The following is a 13,414-nucleotide window of genomic DNA, read 5'->3' as shown; positions in this document are numbered from 1 at the left end:
TGTCAAGCGAGCCGGAACGATCACCGGACCTGTCACGTCCGATGTCCGGAATCACCGCGTCAGGAAAGGAAAACCCGCAGTGGACGACGCTTGGCCCGAGACGGTGAACGGCTGGGAACTCGCCAGGGAAGGCCATATCGAGAACTACCGCAAACGCCTGGCCAACCGGGTCACGGTCACCGCGATCTGGGAGAACGGGACCGGGCGGGGCCAGGTGGACGCCCGGACCGAGCCGCTGGGCGGCGGCCGGACCCTGACCAGCAGCCGCAAGGACTTCCGGGACAAGGACGCGTTCTGGACCGCCGCGACGTGCGTGCTGGAGATGGCCGCGAACCTGCCGTCGCTGGACTGGGGCACGAGCCCGGCGCCCACGGCGCTGGCGGGAACCGTGGCGGGCATGGTCGAGGCGGAGCCCGGCACCAGTGGCCACCCGGAGGCCGAACTGACGTTCACGTTGACCGAAGGGCAGACCGTGACCCTGGTCATGACCGACGAACAGGCCTTCGACCTGAGCAACAGCATCTCGCGGCTCGATCACCACGTCTGGTCCGAAGAACGCGAGGACGACGAAGAAGATGAAGACTACGAGGACTACGACGAACCCGTCGTAGTCGAAGAAGTGCCTGACGTCAGCGAAGTCCGGCCCGGTCCGGACACCGGGCACGACCTGGTCACGGTTCTGGAGGAACGGTTCGGGGTCACCGAGGACGATCTGCTGGCGCACGTCGATTGGTCCGCGCTCATCGTGGTGGGTGAACCCGCGGTGAGCTCCCTCATCGAACGGGGTGGCGAGCTGACCGAGGCGGTCGCACCGCGGTGGTATCCGGTCGTGGCGGACCGGCCCGGTGAGCGCTGGGTCGTCCTGAAGCGCACCGGCCTGCGCTACCACGGGGAATGAAGCCTCGTGAGTGGTAAGGACGGCTAGAACCGTCCTTACCACTCACGAGACCGGATCCGCTTGGTACCGGGGTTCTGCTGGGTGCTGGGCTTGGCCGGCGGGTTGCGAAAGCCACTTTCGCAACGTTGAAGGTTGCGAAAGTGGCTTTCGCAACGTCGGCCGTGGCCGGAGCCAGTAGGTACCTGAGACACCCTCGGCCAGAACCGTCCTTACCGCTCACGAGACCGCACCGATTTCGGGCGGCCCCGTCTCCCGCGAACCGGGCCGTGTGCCCGACGATGGGCCCATGTACCCGGAGATCGAACCCCACGCGTCAGGCCACCTGGACACCGGTGACGGCAACCTCGTGTACTGGGAGGAATGCGGGAATCCCGACGGAAAGCCCGTGGTGTTCCTGCACGGCGGGCCCGGTGGCGGCTGCTCGCCGTCGCACCGCCGGCTGTTCGACCCAGCCGCCTATCGGATCGTCCTGTTCGACCAGCGCGGGTGCGGGCGGTCGCTGCCGCACGCTTCGGCGTCGGGCGATCTTTCGGCGAACACGACCTGGCATCTCGTCGACGACATGGAACGCCTGCGGGAGTCGCTGGACATCTCCCGGTGGCAGCTGTTCGGCGGGTCCTGGGGGTCGACACTGGCGTTGGCGTATGCCGAGAAGCACCCGGAACGGGTGTCCGAGCTGGTGCTGCGCGGCGTCTTCACGCTGCGTTCGTCCGAAGTGGACTGGTACTACCGGGGTGGCGCGGCGCACGTCTTCCCGGACCTGTGGGAGAAGTTCACGGCGCCGATCGCCGGGCTCGACGGCGACCCCGTCGAGCTGTACGCGAAGCTGCTCGCCGACCCCGACCCGGCGGTGCACGGGCCCGCCGCCGTCGCGTGGAGTACCTGGGAGGGCGCAACGGTGACGCTGCTCCCCCGGCCCGAACTGGTGGCGGATTTCGCCGTGCCGGAGTACGCACTGGCGTTCGCGCGCATCGAGAACCACTATTTCGTGCACAACGGGTGGCTCGAGGAAGGGCAGCTGATCCGGGACGCCGCCGCGTTGAAGGACATTCCCGGCGTGATCGTGCAGGGGCGGTACGACCTCGCCACGCCCGCGGTTTCCGCGTGGGACCTGCACAAGGCATGGCCGGAGTCGGAACTGGTGATCGTGCCGGATGCCGGGCACGCGTACGACGAGCCCGGCATCCTGGCCGCGTTGCTGGAGGCGACGGACCGGTTCCGCGATCAGCCTTAGCGAGGAAGCGGGGCCGGGTGGTACCGCCGGAACGCGGATGCGGCGGTACCACCTTCACCGTGCAGCCAGTCATAGAGGAAGCGGAACTCCGGGCCGAACCGGTTCGCCTCGGCGTTCAACCGTTCCGGCGACGTCGACGGCCAGCGACCGGTCTCGACGCGGTCCCGCAGCACGCGCAACGCCGTCAGTTCCTCCGCGGCGGTGTGCTGGCAGTGGCCGCCCCGGTTCACGAACAGCTGCCGGATCCGGCCGGGATCGACGCGGTCGCCGTAGGTCCGCTCGTGTTCGGGGGCGACGCCGTCGCCGATGGGGTGCAGCGTGACGACGGGCGGCCGGCCACGTCCAGTCGGTGTCCCGACGCGGGTGAGCCATCGGGCGGCGGCGTTGTCGGCCTTGACCCGGCGTGCTTCGGCGAGCGTGACCAAATCGGCGCCGAGGTCGAGGCCGGCCTCCCGATAGGCCTGGTCCACGAGGTCGCGTTCGCTGGATCGGGCGAGCACGGCACGGTAGTCCACGCCGGTGTTCCCGATCGGGTTCCCGCCTGCCTGAACCTCCAGGTCAGCCCGGTGCGCACCCCAGGCCAGCTGGTCGTAGACGGCCAGGACGAACTCCGTCTGCTGACGGATCTGCGCGGCGACATCGGCGGATCGGGGATGGTGAGCCGTCGACCAGCCGGGGACGTCGGCGAACGCGTTGGCGAGGGCGAGCCGCGCCCGTCCATCGGGTGATTCCAGCGCCTTCGCGATCACCTGACGGGCTTTCGCGAGGTTCGTCCCGGGGTCGGCGATGCGGGCGACCTCCAGTTCCGGCGCCAGCAGCGTCCGGACCGCGAACCCCAGGTCGAGCGCCTGATCGAACAACGCGGAGCCGCCCGCGACGGGACCGCACATCGCCAGCACGCCGTCGATCCGGTGCGGAAGCCGCTCGGACAGCAGGACCGCGTTGAGCCCGCCACCGGAAGCTCCCCAGGTGAGCACCTGCTCCGGACGGCCGACGGTGCGGTCGAACCAGGAGAGCAGCGCCGTCTGGTCATGGACGGCTTCACGGGCCGAGAAGCCGTTCGGCTTGCTGTAGAGCGACGCGGCCAGCGCGTAACCCTCGCTGAGAAGAACGGGCTTCGCCTCCTCCCGGTTGGCGAGCTCGATCTCCTCGGGCACGTAGCCCGGCGGATAGATGCCGTGGTTGTACAGCAGCAATCTGCCGTTCCAGTTCGACGGCACCTCGACCCGGTACCGGGCGCCGTCGATCACTCCGGTGTGCACGCGGACGTCGTCCGTCACGATGGCGGGCGCGCCGGTGACGATCAGCGCGGCGGCTAGGATTCCTGTCACTGTCATGGCGGAAATGCTGACAGCGCGGGGCTTCGCGGGAATCCGTCGAGGCGCGGCTTCTCGTCTACGCCTCCCGGCGTACGAGCTCCTCCGCCAGCTCGACGACGATCCCCTCCGGACCGCGGACGTAGCAGAGCCGGTAGCTGTCCTCGTATTGGACCAGCTCGCCGACGAGTGTGCCGCCGTGCGGCCGCAAGCGCTCGATGACGTCGTCGATGCCCTCCACCGAGAACACGAAATGGCGGATACCGGGCGTGTTCATCGGTGCGCGCGGATCGGCTTCCGGCCCGTCCGGCGCGTGGTATTTGATCAGCTCCAGGCCGCCGTGGCCGTCCGGCGGGCGCAGCACCGCTATGTCCGTCCGGACTCCTGCCAAACCGGTGAGCCGATCGACCGTGTCGCCCTTGAGCGACGCTTCGCCTTCCAGTTCGAGGCCCAGCGCGGTGAAGAACGCCTTGGCCGCTTCGAGGTCGTGGACGACGACACCGACGTGTTCCAGCTTCTTGAGTGTCATGCTCAGGCACCCTTCCGGCGGATGAGCTCCTCGACCGCGGAGGGCAGGGTGGTCTCGAAGTCGATGAGCTTGACCCAGGTCGGGGTCAGCACGATGCGGACCATGCCGTCGTAGAGCGAGCGCACGTTCTCCTCCCATTCGACCCGTTGTTCGGGTGTCATCTCGTAGGTGCCGTTCCACTGCAGGTACTCCTCGGGGATGCCGTCGACGTAGTCCAGCTCGACGGTGCCGCGGACGAGCAGGATCTTCGGTGGATGCGATTCGGTGTCGATCGTCAGCGCGACGGCGGGGTTGCGGCGCAGCGCCGGCAGCTTCGGGGCGTTCGTCGAGGTGCACATGACGATCTCCGTGCCGTTCCAGTGGATGCCGATCGGGATCGCCCGCGGCGTGCCGTCGAGCGCGGTGTAGGCCAGCCGGGCCAGGTCGCGCGCCAGGAGCTCCTGGCTGAGCGGGCGGTTCAGGATCTCGTCGATCGTGTTCTGCTGCATGTCCCTCTCCTCGGGTCGCCGTCTTCGCGGACACCCCAGGGACGCCGCTGTCCGGCGCACTTCGACACTCCAGATTGTGACCCGCGTCACATCGCCTTTAGCGGGCTAAACGCGATCTGATTGTCGAAAGTGCCCCTGGCCAGGCGTCGCTCTTGTGAAGACAGACGAGAGAGGGACAAGTCATGGCGAAGGAATCCGAGGTCCGCTTCGAGGGCTTCCTCCCCACCACACCCGCGGACACCTGGGCCGCGATCACCACGGGCACCGGCGGCTGGCTCTGGCCGATCCAGTACGAACCCCGCGACGGCGGTGCCGAGTCCGGCCTCACCCCAGACGGCGGCATGGTCACCGTCTGGAAACCGTCACAGCGTTTCGTCACCTACGCGGAAGACGAGAGCGGCTGGTTCAACACGCTCGAATACGTCCTCGAACCGAGGGACGGGGGCACCTACCTGCGCTTCGAGCACACCACCGTCCTCGACGACTGGGACGTCGAATACGACGCGTGCGTGCAGCACACGTCGTTCTACTACCACTCGCTGGGCGAGTACCTGACGCACTTCAACCGTCGCCAGGCGAAGTACGTCAAGGCCGACGCACCCGAAGCGTCGACGGCCCCGGAGGCATTCGAGGTCGTCCGGACGGCGATAGGCGCGAAGGCCGTGGGTGACCGCGTGTACCTCGACGTCCCCGGCGTCGAGGGCGTCGTCGACTACCTGACGCCGGCCTTCATCGGCGTCCGGACCGAAGACGCGCTTTACCGCTTCTACGGCCGGAGCGTCTGGGGCTGGCCTGTGGGCATCGGGCACCACCTGTTCGCCGAAGACGCCGACGCGGACGAAGCCGAGAAGGCATGGACTGCCTGGCTGAACGGCCTGTACGCCTAGCGGGGCAGGTTCTTCACGAGCTCGGCGCCCACGGACTTCGCCACTTCGGCGGACTCCGCGGGCGGGATCGGCGAGTTCGTGAAGAACCCTTTGTCCCATCCCTTGTAGGTGACGATGACGACGTACACGCCCTGGGTGACCCGCAGCTCCGCGCCGCTGAAGGCGCTGTCGGTGTCGAGGGAGACGAGGACCGCCTTCTCCCCGATGCCCTGCACCTGCTGCTGGCGCTCGGACGGCGCGGCCGACCCGGTGGACGACTCCGACGCGCGCCTCTCGGCGTCCGGCCCCTCGTAGCGGTACACCATGACCTGGAGTGCGCGGTCGTGGACGTTGTCGCTCTCCGGTGGCAGCCAGGAACAGCCCTGCTGCTTGGTGACGATGTCGCCCGCTTTGATCTCGTTGTCGCGGACGCCCTGGAAGCTGCTGGTGAAGGTCTTGTTCAGGATCTCCGGGGAGAGGGCGCACTCGGCGGGCGGCTGCTGCGAGACCGGCGCCTTGCCGACCGACGAGTAGTACTCGGACGCGAAGATGGCGCCGGGGATGCCCAGCCCGAGAAGGACCACTCCGCCCACGATCAGACCGACGATCAGCCCGGTCTTTTTCTTCTTGGGCGGCTGTCCGTAGCCGGGCGGGCTGTACCCGGGCGGCGGACCGTAGCCAGGCTGAGACGGGCCGTAACCCGGCTGCTGTCCGTAGCCCTGCCCAGGCGGCGGGCCGAAACCCGGCCCCTGGCCGTACCCCTGCGGCGGCTGGTGCACCGATCCTCCCCTACCGATTCGCGTACGTCCGCGTCGCGTTTAGCCCGCTAAAGGCGACGCGCGCCCGGACCTGCGTTTCGCGGGCTAAACGCGATCCGCGGCCAGCATGGCACGACCGCCGCGGCCGGGCACCGACATGCCCGTGGTCCTGTCCGCCCCGCCGGATCGCGATTAGGGGGCTAAACGCAGGTCCGGGCCCGGATCGCGATTAGCCCGCTAAACGCAGGTCGGCGTCAGTGGGCGAAGTGGCGCGTGCCGGTGAGGTACAGGGTGACCCCGGCGGCCTCGGCGGCGGCGATGACCTCGGCGTCGCGGATCGAGCCGCCCGGCTGGACGACCGCGCGGACGCCGGCCTCCAGCAGGACCTCGAGCCCGTCCGGGAACGGGAAGAAGGCGTCCGAAGCGGCGACGGAGCCCTTCGCCCGCTCCCCCGCACGCGACACCGCGAGCCGCGAGGAGTCGACCCGGTTGACCTGGCCCATACCGACGCCGACGGTCGCGCCGTCGTTCGCCAGCAGGATCGCGTTCGACTTCACCGCGCGCAGCGAACGCCACGCGAACTCGAGGTCGGCCAGCGTCCGCTCGTCGGCGGGCGCGCCGGTCGCCAGGGTCCAGTTCGCCGGGTCATCGCCCTCGGCGGCGATCGTGTCGACGGTCTGCACCAGCATGCCGCCGGAGATCGGCCGGAACTCGATCGGATCCGGCGACGTGATCGCGGGCAGCTTCAGCAGCCGCACGTTCTTCTTGCGCTGAAGGATCTCCAGCGCCTCGGCGTCGAAGTCCGGCGCCAGGACGACCTCGGTGAACACCTCGGAGATCTGCTCGGCGGCCTCGCGGCTCACCGGCCGGTTGGTCGCGATCACCCCGCCGTAGGCCGAGACCGGGTCGCACGCGTGCGCCTTCCGGTGCGCCTCGGCGATGTCCTCGCCGACCGCGATCCCGCACGGGTTGGCGTGCTTGATGATCGCGACGGCCGGGGCCTCGAAATCGTAGGCGGCGCGGCGCGCGGCGTCGGTGTCGACGTAGTTGTTGTACGACATGGCCTTGCCGTGCAGCTGTTCCGCGTGCGCGAGGCCCGGCCGCCAGTGCTTGTACAGCGCGGCCTTCTGGTGCGGGTTCTCGCCGTAGCGCAGCACGTCGCCGCGCTCCCAGGAAGCGCCGGTGAAGTCCGGGAACCCGGAGTCGTCCGCGGGCGCATAGACGTTGGCGAACCACGCGGCGACGGCGGTGTCGTACGCCGCCGTGTGTGCGTACGCCTGCGCGGCGAGCCGCTTGCGGTCGGCCAGCTCGAAACCGCCCGCGGCGACACACTCCAGCACCCACTCGTAGCGCGACGGGTCCACCACGACGGCGACGCTGTTGTGGTTTTTCGCCGCGGCACGCACCATCGCCGGGCCGCCGATGTCGATGTTCTCGACACAGTCTTCGGGGCTCGCACCCGAGGCGACGGTCTGCGTGAACGGATACAGGTTGACCACGAGCAGGTCGAACGGCGCGATGTCGAGCTGCTTGAGCTGCTCGACGTGCTCCGGGCGGTCACGGTCGGCGAGCAGGCCCGCGTGCACGCGCGGGTGCAGCGTCTTGACGCGGCCGTCGAGGGACTCGGGGAACCCCGTGACCTCTTCGACCGGCGTCACCGGCACCCCGGCGTTCGCGATGACCTTCGCCGTGCCGCCGGTCGACACGATCTCGACACCCGCCGCGTGCAGCCCGGTGGCGAGTTCGAGCAGGCCGGCCTTGTCGGAGACGCCGATCAGCGCGCGCCGGACGGGACGCTGTCCCTGTGCGGTACTCACGAAAACCTCACCTTTCGTCCCTCGACCGCGCACCCGCTCCGGCCGAGTTTTTCGATCGTTTCCACCAGGAGCCTGCGTTCCACGGCCTTGATCCGCTCGTGCAGGACGTGCTCGTCGTCGTCGGGCTCCACGATCACCGGCTCCTGCGCGATGATCGGCCCGGTGTCGACTCCGGCGTCGACGAAATGGACCGTCGACCCGGTGACCTTGACGGCCATCGCCAGCGCGTCGGCCACGGCGTGCGCGCCGGGGAACGACGGCAGCAACGCCGGATGGGTGTTGATCACGCGGCCGGGGAACCGCGCGAGGAATTCGGCGCCGAGGATCTTCATGAACCCCGCCGAGACGACCAGGTCGGGCTGATAGGCGGCGACGGCTTCGGTGATCGCCTTGTCCCACGCCGCGCGATCCGGGTGGTCGGCCATCCGGACGGTGAACGACGGCACGCCGGCGCGTTCGGCCCTGGTCAGTGCCTCGACCCCGGTGCGGTCCGCTCCGACGGCGACCACCTTCGCCGGGAAGTTCGGCTTTTCGACGGCGTCGAGCACGGCTTGCAGCAGCGTGCCGGAACCGGACGCGAGGACGACGAGCTTCACCGGAGTGGGCAGGTCCAACCGACTAGCCAGAACGGGCTCCTTGCCACGGCGGTACGCACTCGGGCGTACGGCGCTTCACCTGGTCGCGACAACCCTAACGGTCGTCACCGGGGGCGCTTTCGTCGCCGGACCCCTCGGTGGAGTCGGTCACAGCGTCGTCGACGGCATCGTCGGGCTCGGGCTCGGGTTCCGGCTCCGTTTCGGGCTCGGGTTCGGCCTCGGGTTCGGGTTCGGGTTCCGCCAGCGCCTCGTCGGCGTCCTCCGCCGGTTCCTCGGTTTCAGGCTCTGTTTCTTCCTCGGCTTCGGGCTCGACGAGGTCTTCCTCGACTTCGGGTTCACCCGGCGGTTCGGGGGGTTCGTGCGCTCCGGCGAAGAACGCGACGAAGCCGCCGGGGACGACGATCCAGCAGAAGGCGATCACGGACGCGACCCCGACCGGCACGCTGACCGGATCGAACGGACCGTCGCCGAGCCTGCCACCCGAAAGGGTCCCGAGGATGACGCAGCCGAACGCGACGAGCGCGCCCGCGACGGCGACCGCCCGCATCCGCAGCATCGGGTCCTCGTCGATCGCGCGGATCCGCCAGCCGACCAACGCGCCGACCAGCGCGGGCAGGAGCAGCAACGCGGGCCACCAGACGGCGTGGTGCGACGGGACCCCCGCGAGCACCGGCACCCCTGGCAGTTGCCCCTCCTGGTAGCCGAACATGCCGACCGTCAGCGAACCGACCGAGAAACCCGGCCCGGTGGTGAACGACAGCGCGGCGACGACCGCGTTCGGCAGGTAGGCGACGGAAAGCAAGAACAGGCCGAAGCTCGCACCGGCTCCCGACTCGAACAAACTGTCCACAGTGGACCAGGAGAGCGCGGTGGCCGCGGTGAACACCACGGCACCACAGGCGATCAACGCGGCGAGGCCGAGCGCGCCCGCCCGCAGGCCTTGGACGGCCACTGGATCGAACCGGTCCCACACCGCGGCAAGCAGCCCGCAGACCTTGGCGACCCCCGCGATGGCGGCGATTCCGGCGAGGAGGCCGGGTACGCAAAAGGCGGTCAGCGGGTTCACGTCGACCGGCGATCCCCCCGCCAGCATGGCGACGAGCACCCCGAACAGGGCGTGGGCGCCGGCGATCACCGTCACCACCGGAACGGCGTCCGCCGGCGTCCGGCCGCCGGTCCGGCGAGCGGCGCGCGCGGCCGCCCTCGCCACGAGGCAGCCGACGAGGAGGGTCGGCAGCAGCGGCAGCACGCCGAGCGGATGACCGCCGAGGTCGAGTTCCACCTGCCACGAGGCGAGCCAGCCAGGGCCGGCGGCGAGCACGGCGCCGGTGGCGGAGAAGCGGGACCGGTCGGCGGCGAACGACACCACCGCGAGAACGGCCGCGATGGCGGTGAAGGAGAACAACAGGGGCGCACAGGCCGCCGCGAGCAACACACGAACCCGCTTCGCCCTGGAGACCTCCAGCTCGGGGACGAGGTCGCTCACCGGCTCTTCGCCCGGCGGGCGTTCGTCGCGGGTGAGCAGCTTCATGAACCGCACCATGACATCCGGACTGGGCCGTCCGGGTGAGGCACGCCGCCACCGGACAGCGCACGTGGCTCAACCCACCCGGTCGGGTAACCCGGAAAAGAAAAACACCCGCCGTGACACGGAGAGTCACAGCGGGTGTTTTTGGTGCCAGAGGTCAGCTCTGCTGGCCGAAACCGCCGGGCGGCGTACCCGGGTTCTGACCCGACTCCGAGGAGGAGGAGGACGGCGGCTGCTGGAAGAACTGGCCCTGCTGCGGCGCGTACGTCGTGGCCTGCTGGCCCGGCGGCTGCGTGACCGGCGGCTGGAACCCGCCCGGCTGCGAGAACGGGCCGGACTGCTCACCCGGCTGCTGCTGGCCCTGCTGGCCCGAGCCGGCGAACGGCTGGACCTGCGTGGCGGCCGGACCCTGCTGCCCCTGCTGACCGAACGGCCCCTGCGGGCCCTGCTGCGGGAACTGTTGGCTGTACGGGGCCTGCGGCGCCTGCTGCTGCGGCTTCGCGGCGGGCAGCTTGATGACGTCGTGCTCGAACAGCAGCGCGGCGACCGCGACGAGCATCTGCAGGATGCCGAGGATCAGCACCACGGTGAGGATGCCGGGGACCGAGATGTCCTCGCGGCCGCTCCCGTAGCCGATGACCAGGTCCAGTGCCCCGAACGCGCCGATGACGCTGAACAGCGCGGCGAACGGCAGCGTCTTCGGGCCGCGCGGCAGCGCGTGCAAGGCCGCGAGCAGACCGCTGACCAGGAGGAAGAGCGAGACCTGCCCGGCGGCGTCGGCCTCGTCGGAGAAGCCGATGAAGAACTGCACCAGGCCGAGGACGGTGACGGCGAGCGCGAGCAGCAACGCCAGGTTCAGCGGGGCGGCCGGTGACGGCGCCTGCTGCTGGGGAAAGGCTCCCGAGCTGGGGTTGGGGTGTTGCTGGCCGCCACCCTGCTGGGGGTAGCCGGGCCCACCGCTGGGATAGGACATCCGAATGCTCTCCTGTCGTTCGACCGGCACCCCGGGGCGCGCGGGACTCCCGGGACAAACGAGGCGGCTGTGATGCTCGAACGCTAGCGCACACGCGGACACCCCACGCCTCGGGCTCTGAGACGTCTGTACACCCGGGGAGGTTCCCCACGGAACCCCCTCGCCGCCCCCGGATCGCGATTAGGGGGCTAAACGCACGTGCGTTTAGCCCCCTAATCGCGATCCGGGGCGAAAAGGGGCGGGCCGGGCACCGGTGAGGGTGCCCGGCCCGCCGGGGAAAGCGTCAGTCTCCGAAGATCAGAGGCTGTTGTACAGCTCGCGCGCCAGGACGGCGGTCTCGCTCGGGGTCTTCCCGACCTTGACGCCGGCGGCCTCGAGGGCCTCCTTCTTGGCGGCGGCCGTGCCGGAGGAGCCGGAGACGATGGCGCCGGCGTGGCCCATGGTCTTGCCCTCGGGCGCGGTGAAGCCCGCGACGTAGCCGACGACCGGCTTCGTCACGTTGTCCTTGATGTAGGCCGCGGCGCGCTCTTCGGCGTCGCCACCGATCTCGCCGATCATCACGATGACCTTGGTCTCGGGGTCGGCCTCGAACGCCTCGAGGGCGTCGATGTGCGTCGTGCCGATGACCGGGTCGCCGCCGATGCCGACACCGGTCGAGAAACCGATGTCACGCAGCTCGTACATCATCTGGTAGGTCAGCGTGCCCGACTTCGACACGAGACCGATCGGGCCGGCACCGGTGATGTCGGCCGGGATGATGCCCGCGTTCGACTTGCCGGGGCTGATCACGCCGGGGCAGTTCGGCCCGATGATGCGGGTCTTGTTGCCGGTCGCGACGGCGTGCGCCCAGAAGTAGGCGGAGTCGTGCACCGGGATGCCCTCGGTGATCACCACGGCGAGCGGGATCTCGGCGTCGATCGCCTCGATGACCGCGTCCTTGGCGAACTTCGGCGGCACGAAGATGACCGAAACGTCGGCGCCGGTCTCCTTGATGGCCTCCTCGACCGTGCCGAACACGGTGAGGTCCTTGCCCTCGATGGAGACGGTCTGGCCTGCCTTGCGGGCGTTGACGCCACCCACGATGTTCGTGCCGGACTTCAGCATCTTGGTCGCGTGCTTCATGCCCTCGGAGCCGGTGAGCCCCTGGACGATGACCTTGCTGTTCTCGTTGATGAAGATCGACATCTCACGCACCTGCCGCGGCGAGCTCGGCGGCCTTGTCGGCCGCGTTGTCCATTGTGTCCACCACGGTGACGAGCGGGTGGTTCGCGTCGGCAAGGATCTGACGTCCCTCGACGACGTTGTTGCCGTCCAGCCGCACGACGAGCGGCTTGGTGGCCTCGTCGCCCAGGATCTTCAGCGCTTCGACGATGCCGTTCGCGACCGCGTCGCAAGCGGTGATGCCGCCGAAGACGTTGACGAAGACGCTCTTGACGTCGGTGTCGTTGAGGATGACGTCCAGACCGGCCGCCATGACCTCGGCCGAAGCGCCGCCGCCGATGTCGAGGAAGTTGGCGGGCTTGACGCCGCCGTGCTTCTCGCCCGCGTACGCCACGACGTCCAGCGTGGACATCACGAGGCCCGCGCCGTTGCCGATGATGCCGACCTCGCCGTCGAGCTTGACGTAGTTGAGGTCCTTGGCCTTGGCCTTCGCTTCGAGCGGGTTCTCCGCGTCCTTGTCGACCAGGGCCTCGTGGCCCGGCTGACGGAACGAGGCGTTCTCGTCGAGGGTGACCTTGCCGTCGAGGGCGATGATCTTGTCCTGCGGGTCACGGACCAGCGGGTTGACCTCGACCAGCGTGGCGTCCTCGGAGACGAAGGTCTCCCAGAGCTTCACGACGACGTCGGCGGCCTCGTCGACGACCTTCTCCGGGAACTTGCCCGCGGTCAGGATCTCGACGGCCTTCGCCTTGTCGACACCGATGATCGCGTCGACCGGGATCTTCGCGAGCGCTTCGGGACGCTCGACGGCCAGCTGCTCGATCTCCACGCCGCCTTCGGCGGAAGCCATCGCGAGGAAGGTGCGGTTCGCACGGTCCAGCAGGAAGGAGAAGTAGTACTCCTCGGAAATGTCCGAGGCTTCGGCCACCAGCACGCGACGCGTGATGTGGCCCTTGATGTCCAGGCCGAGGATCGCCTCGGCCTTCTCGGCGGCCTCATCCGGCGTCTGGGCCAGCTTGACGCCGCCTGCCTTGCCGCGGCCGCCGGTCTTGACCTGCGCCTTGATGACGACCTGGTTGCCGATCTTCTCGGCGGTGGCCTTGGCTTCTTCGGGGGTGTTTGCCACGGCACCCGGCAGAACCGGTACTCCGTGGGCGGCGAAGAGATCCCTCGCCTGGTATTCGTAGAGGTCCACTACTCCAGTCTCCTGACGACACGCCACTGTGGTGGTCCGTTGCCGGACCGCGCTG

At 69.2% G+C, this 13,414-nt stretch carries 13 protein-coding genes; 3 read left to right on the top strand and 10 right to left on the bottom strand.

Annotated features, from left to right (window positions below; genetic code table 11):
- Window positions 1-79 precede the first annotated feature (79 nt).
- Both ACZ3HL_RS20990 and pip read left to right on the top strand, forming a co-directional pair.
- Entirely contained in the window at window positions 80-898 is an 819-nt protein-coding gene (locus ACZ3HL_RS20990; RefSeq protein ID WP_465415163.1) for a hypothetical protein, read from the top strand.
- Window positions 899-1,184: 286 nt separating this feature from the next.
- Window positions 1,185-2,132: a prolyl aminopeptidase gene (pip, locus tag ACZ3HL_RS20985; protein ID WP_465532933.1), complete on the top strand. Its 948-nt coding sequence runs from the start codon at window positions 1,185-1,187 to the stop codon at window positions 2,130-2,132.
- On the opposite strand, the gene ACZ3HL_RS20980 is transcribed toward pip, so the two are convergent.
- The 3 genes from ACZ3HL_RS20980 to ACZ3HL_RS20970 are packed head-to-tail and all read right to left on the bottom strand — an operon-like array spanning window position 2,129 to window position 4,465.
- Window positions 2,129-3,469: a hypothetical protein gene (locus tag ACZ3HL_RS20980; protein ID WP_465532931.1), complete on the bottom strand. Its 1,341-nt coding sequence runs from the start codon at window positions 3,467-3,469 to the stop codon at window positions 2,129-2,131. The genes pip and ACZ3HL_RS20980 overlap by 4 nt on opposite strands.
- Window positions 3,470-3,527: 58 nt before the next feature.
- Entirely contained in the window at window positions 3,528-3,977 is a 450-nt protein-coding gene (locus tag ACZ3HL_RS20975) for a VOC family protein (protein ID WP_465532929.1), read from the bottom strand.
- 2 nt (window positions 3,978-3,979) lie between these two features.
- A complete protein-coding gene (locus ACZ3HL_RS20970; RefSeq protein ID WP_465415172.1) occupies window positions 3,980-4,465 on the bottom strand; it encodes a pyridoxamine 5'-phosphate oxidase family protein in 486 nt (161 codons plus the stop codon).
- 182 nt (window positions 4,466-4,647) lie between these two features.
- On the opposite strand from ACZ3HL_RS20970, the gene ACZ3HL_RS20965 reads away from it, so the two are divergent.
- Window positions 4,648-5,352 (top strand): SRPBCC family protein, encoded by a 705-nt coding sequence (locus ACZ3HL_RS20965; RefSeq protein WP_465532927.1) that lies wholly within the window; start codon window positions 4,648-4,650, stop codon window positions 5,350-5,352.
- Here ACZ3HL_RS20965 and ACZ3HL_RS20960 read toward each other — a convergent pair.
- The 7 genes from ACZ3HL_RS20960 to sucC all read right to left on the bottom strand — a co-directional run bounded on the left by ACZ3HL_RS20960 (window position 5,349) and on the right by sucC (window position 13,359).
- Window positions 5,349-6,110 carry a hypothetical protein gene (locus ACZ3HL_RS20960; RefSeq protein ID WP_465532925.1) on the bottom strand — a complete coding sequence of 254 codons (762 nt, stop codon included), beginning with the start codon at window positions 6,108-6,110 and terminating at the stop codon, window positions 5,349-5,351. The genes ACZ3HL_RS20965 and ACZ3HL_RS20960 overlap by 4 nt on opposite strands.
- A gap of 233 nt (window positions 6,111-6,343) precedes the next feature.
- Window positions 6,344-7,906, bottom strand: a complete 1,563-nt coding sequence (gene purH / locus ACZ3HL_RS20955) for a bifunctional phosphoribosylaminoimidazolecarboxamide formyltransferase/IMP cyclohydrolase (RefSeq protein ID WP_465532923.1) — start codon at window positions 7,904-7,906, stop codon at window positions 6,344-6,346.
- Window positions 7,903-8,520, bottom strand: coding sequence for a phosphoribosylglycinamide formyltransferase (gene purN / locus ACZ3HL_RS20950; RefSeq protein ID WP_465415179.1), 618 nt, complete (start codon window positions 8,518-8,520; stop codon window positions 7,903-7,905). The genes purH and purN overlap by 4 nt, the downstream gene beginning before the upstream one ends.
- A 76-nt stretch (window positions 8,521-8,596) precedes the next feature.
- Entirely contained in the window at window positions 8,597-10,045 is a 1,449-nt protein-coding gene (locus ACZ3HL_RS20945) for a cell division protein PerM (RefSeq protein ID WP_465532921.1), read from the bottom strand.
- A gap of 142 nt (window positions 10,046-10,187) precedes the next feature.
- The gene (locus ACZ3HL_RS20940; RefSeq protein WP_465532919.1) at window positions 10,188-11,003 is read right to left on the bottom strand and encodes a DUF5336 domain-containing protein; all 816 of its coding nucleotides are present in this window, start codon (window positions 11,001-11,003) and stop codon (window positions 10,188-10,190) included.
- Window positions 11,004-11,300: 297 nt separating this feature from the next.
- Window positions 11,301-12,188 carry a succinate--CoA ligase subunit alpha gene (sucD, locus tag ACZ3HL_RS20935; RefSeq protein WP_005165134.1) on the bottom strand — a complete coding sequence of 296 codons (888 nt, stop codon included), beginning with the start codon at window positions 12,186-12,188 and terminating at the stop codon, window positions 11,301-11,303.
- A gap of 1 nt (window position 12,189) precedes the next feature.
- Window positions 12,190-13,359, bottom strand: coding sequence for an ADP-forming succinate--CoA ligase subunit beta (gene sucC / locus ACZ3HL_RS20930; RefSeq protein WP_125788902.1), 1,170 nt, complete (start codon window positions 13,357-13,359; stop codon window positions 12,190-12,192).
- Between the last annotated feature and the right edge of the window lie 55 nt (window positions 13,360-13,414).

This window comes from Amycolatopsis sp. NPDC000009 (genome assembly GCF_055563465.1).
This window is presented reverse-complemented; position numbering and strand designations above follow the sequence as displayed.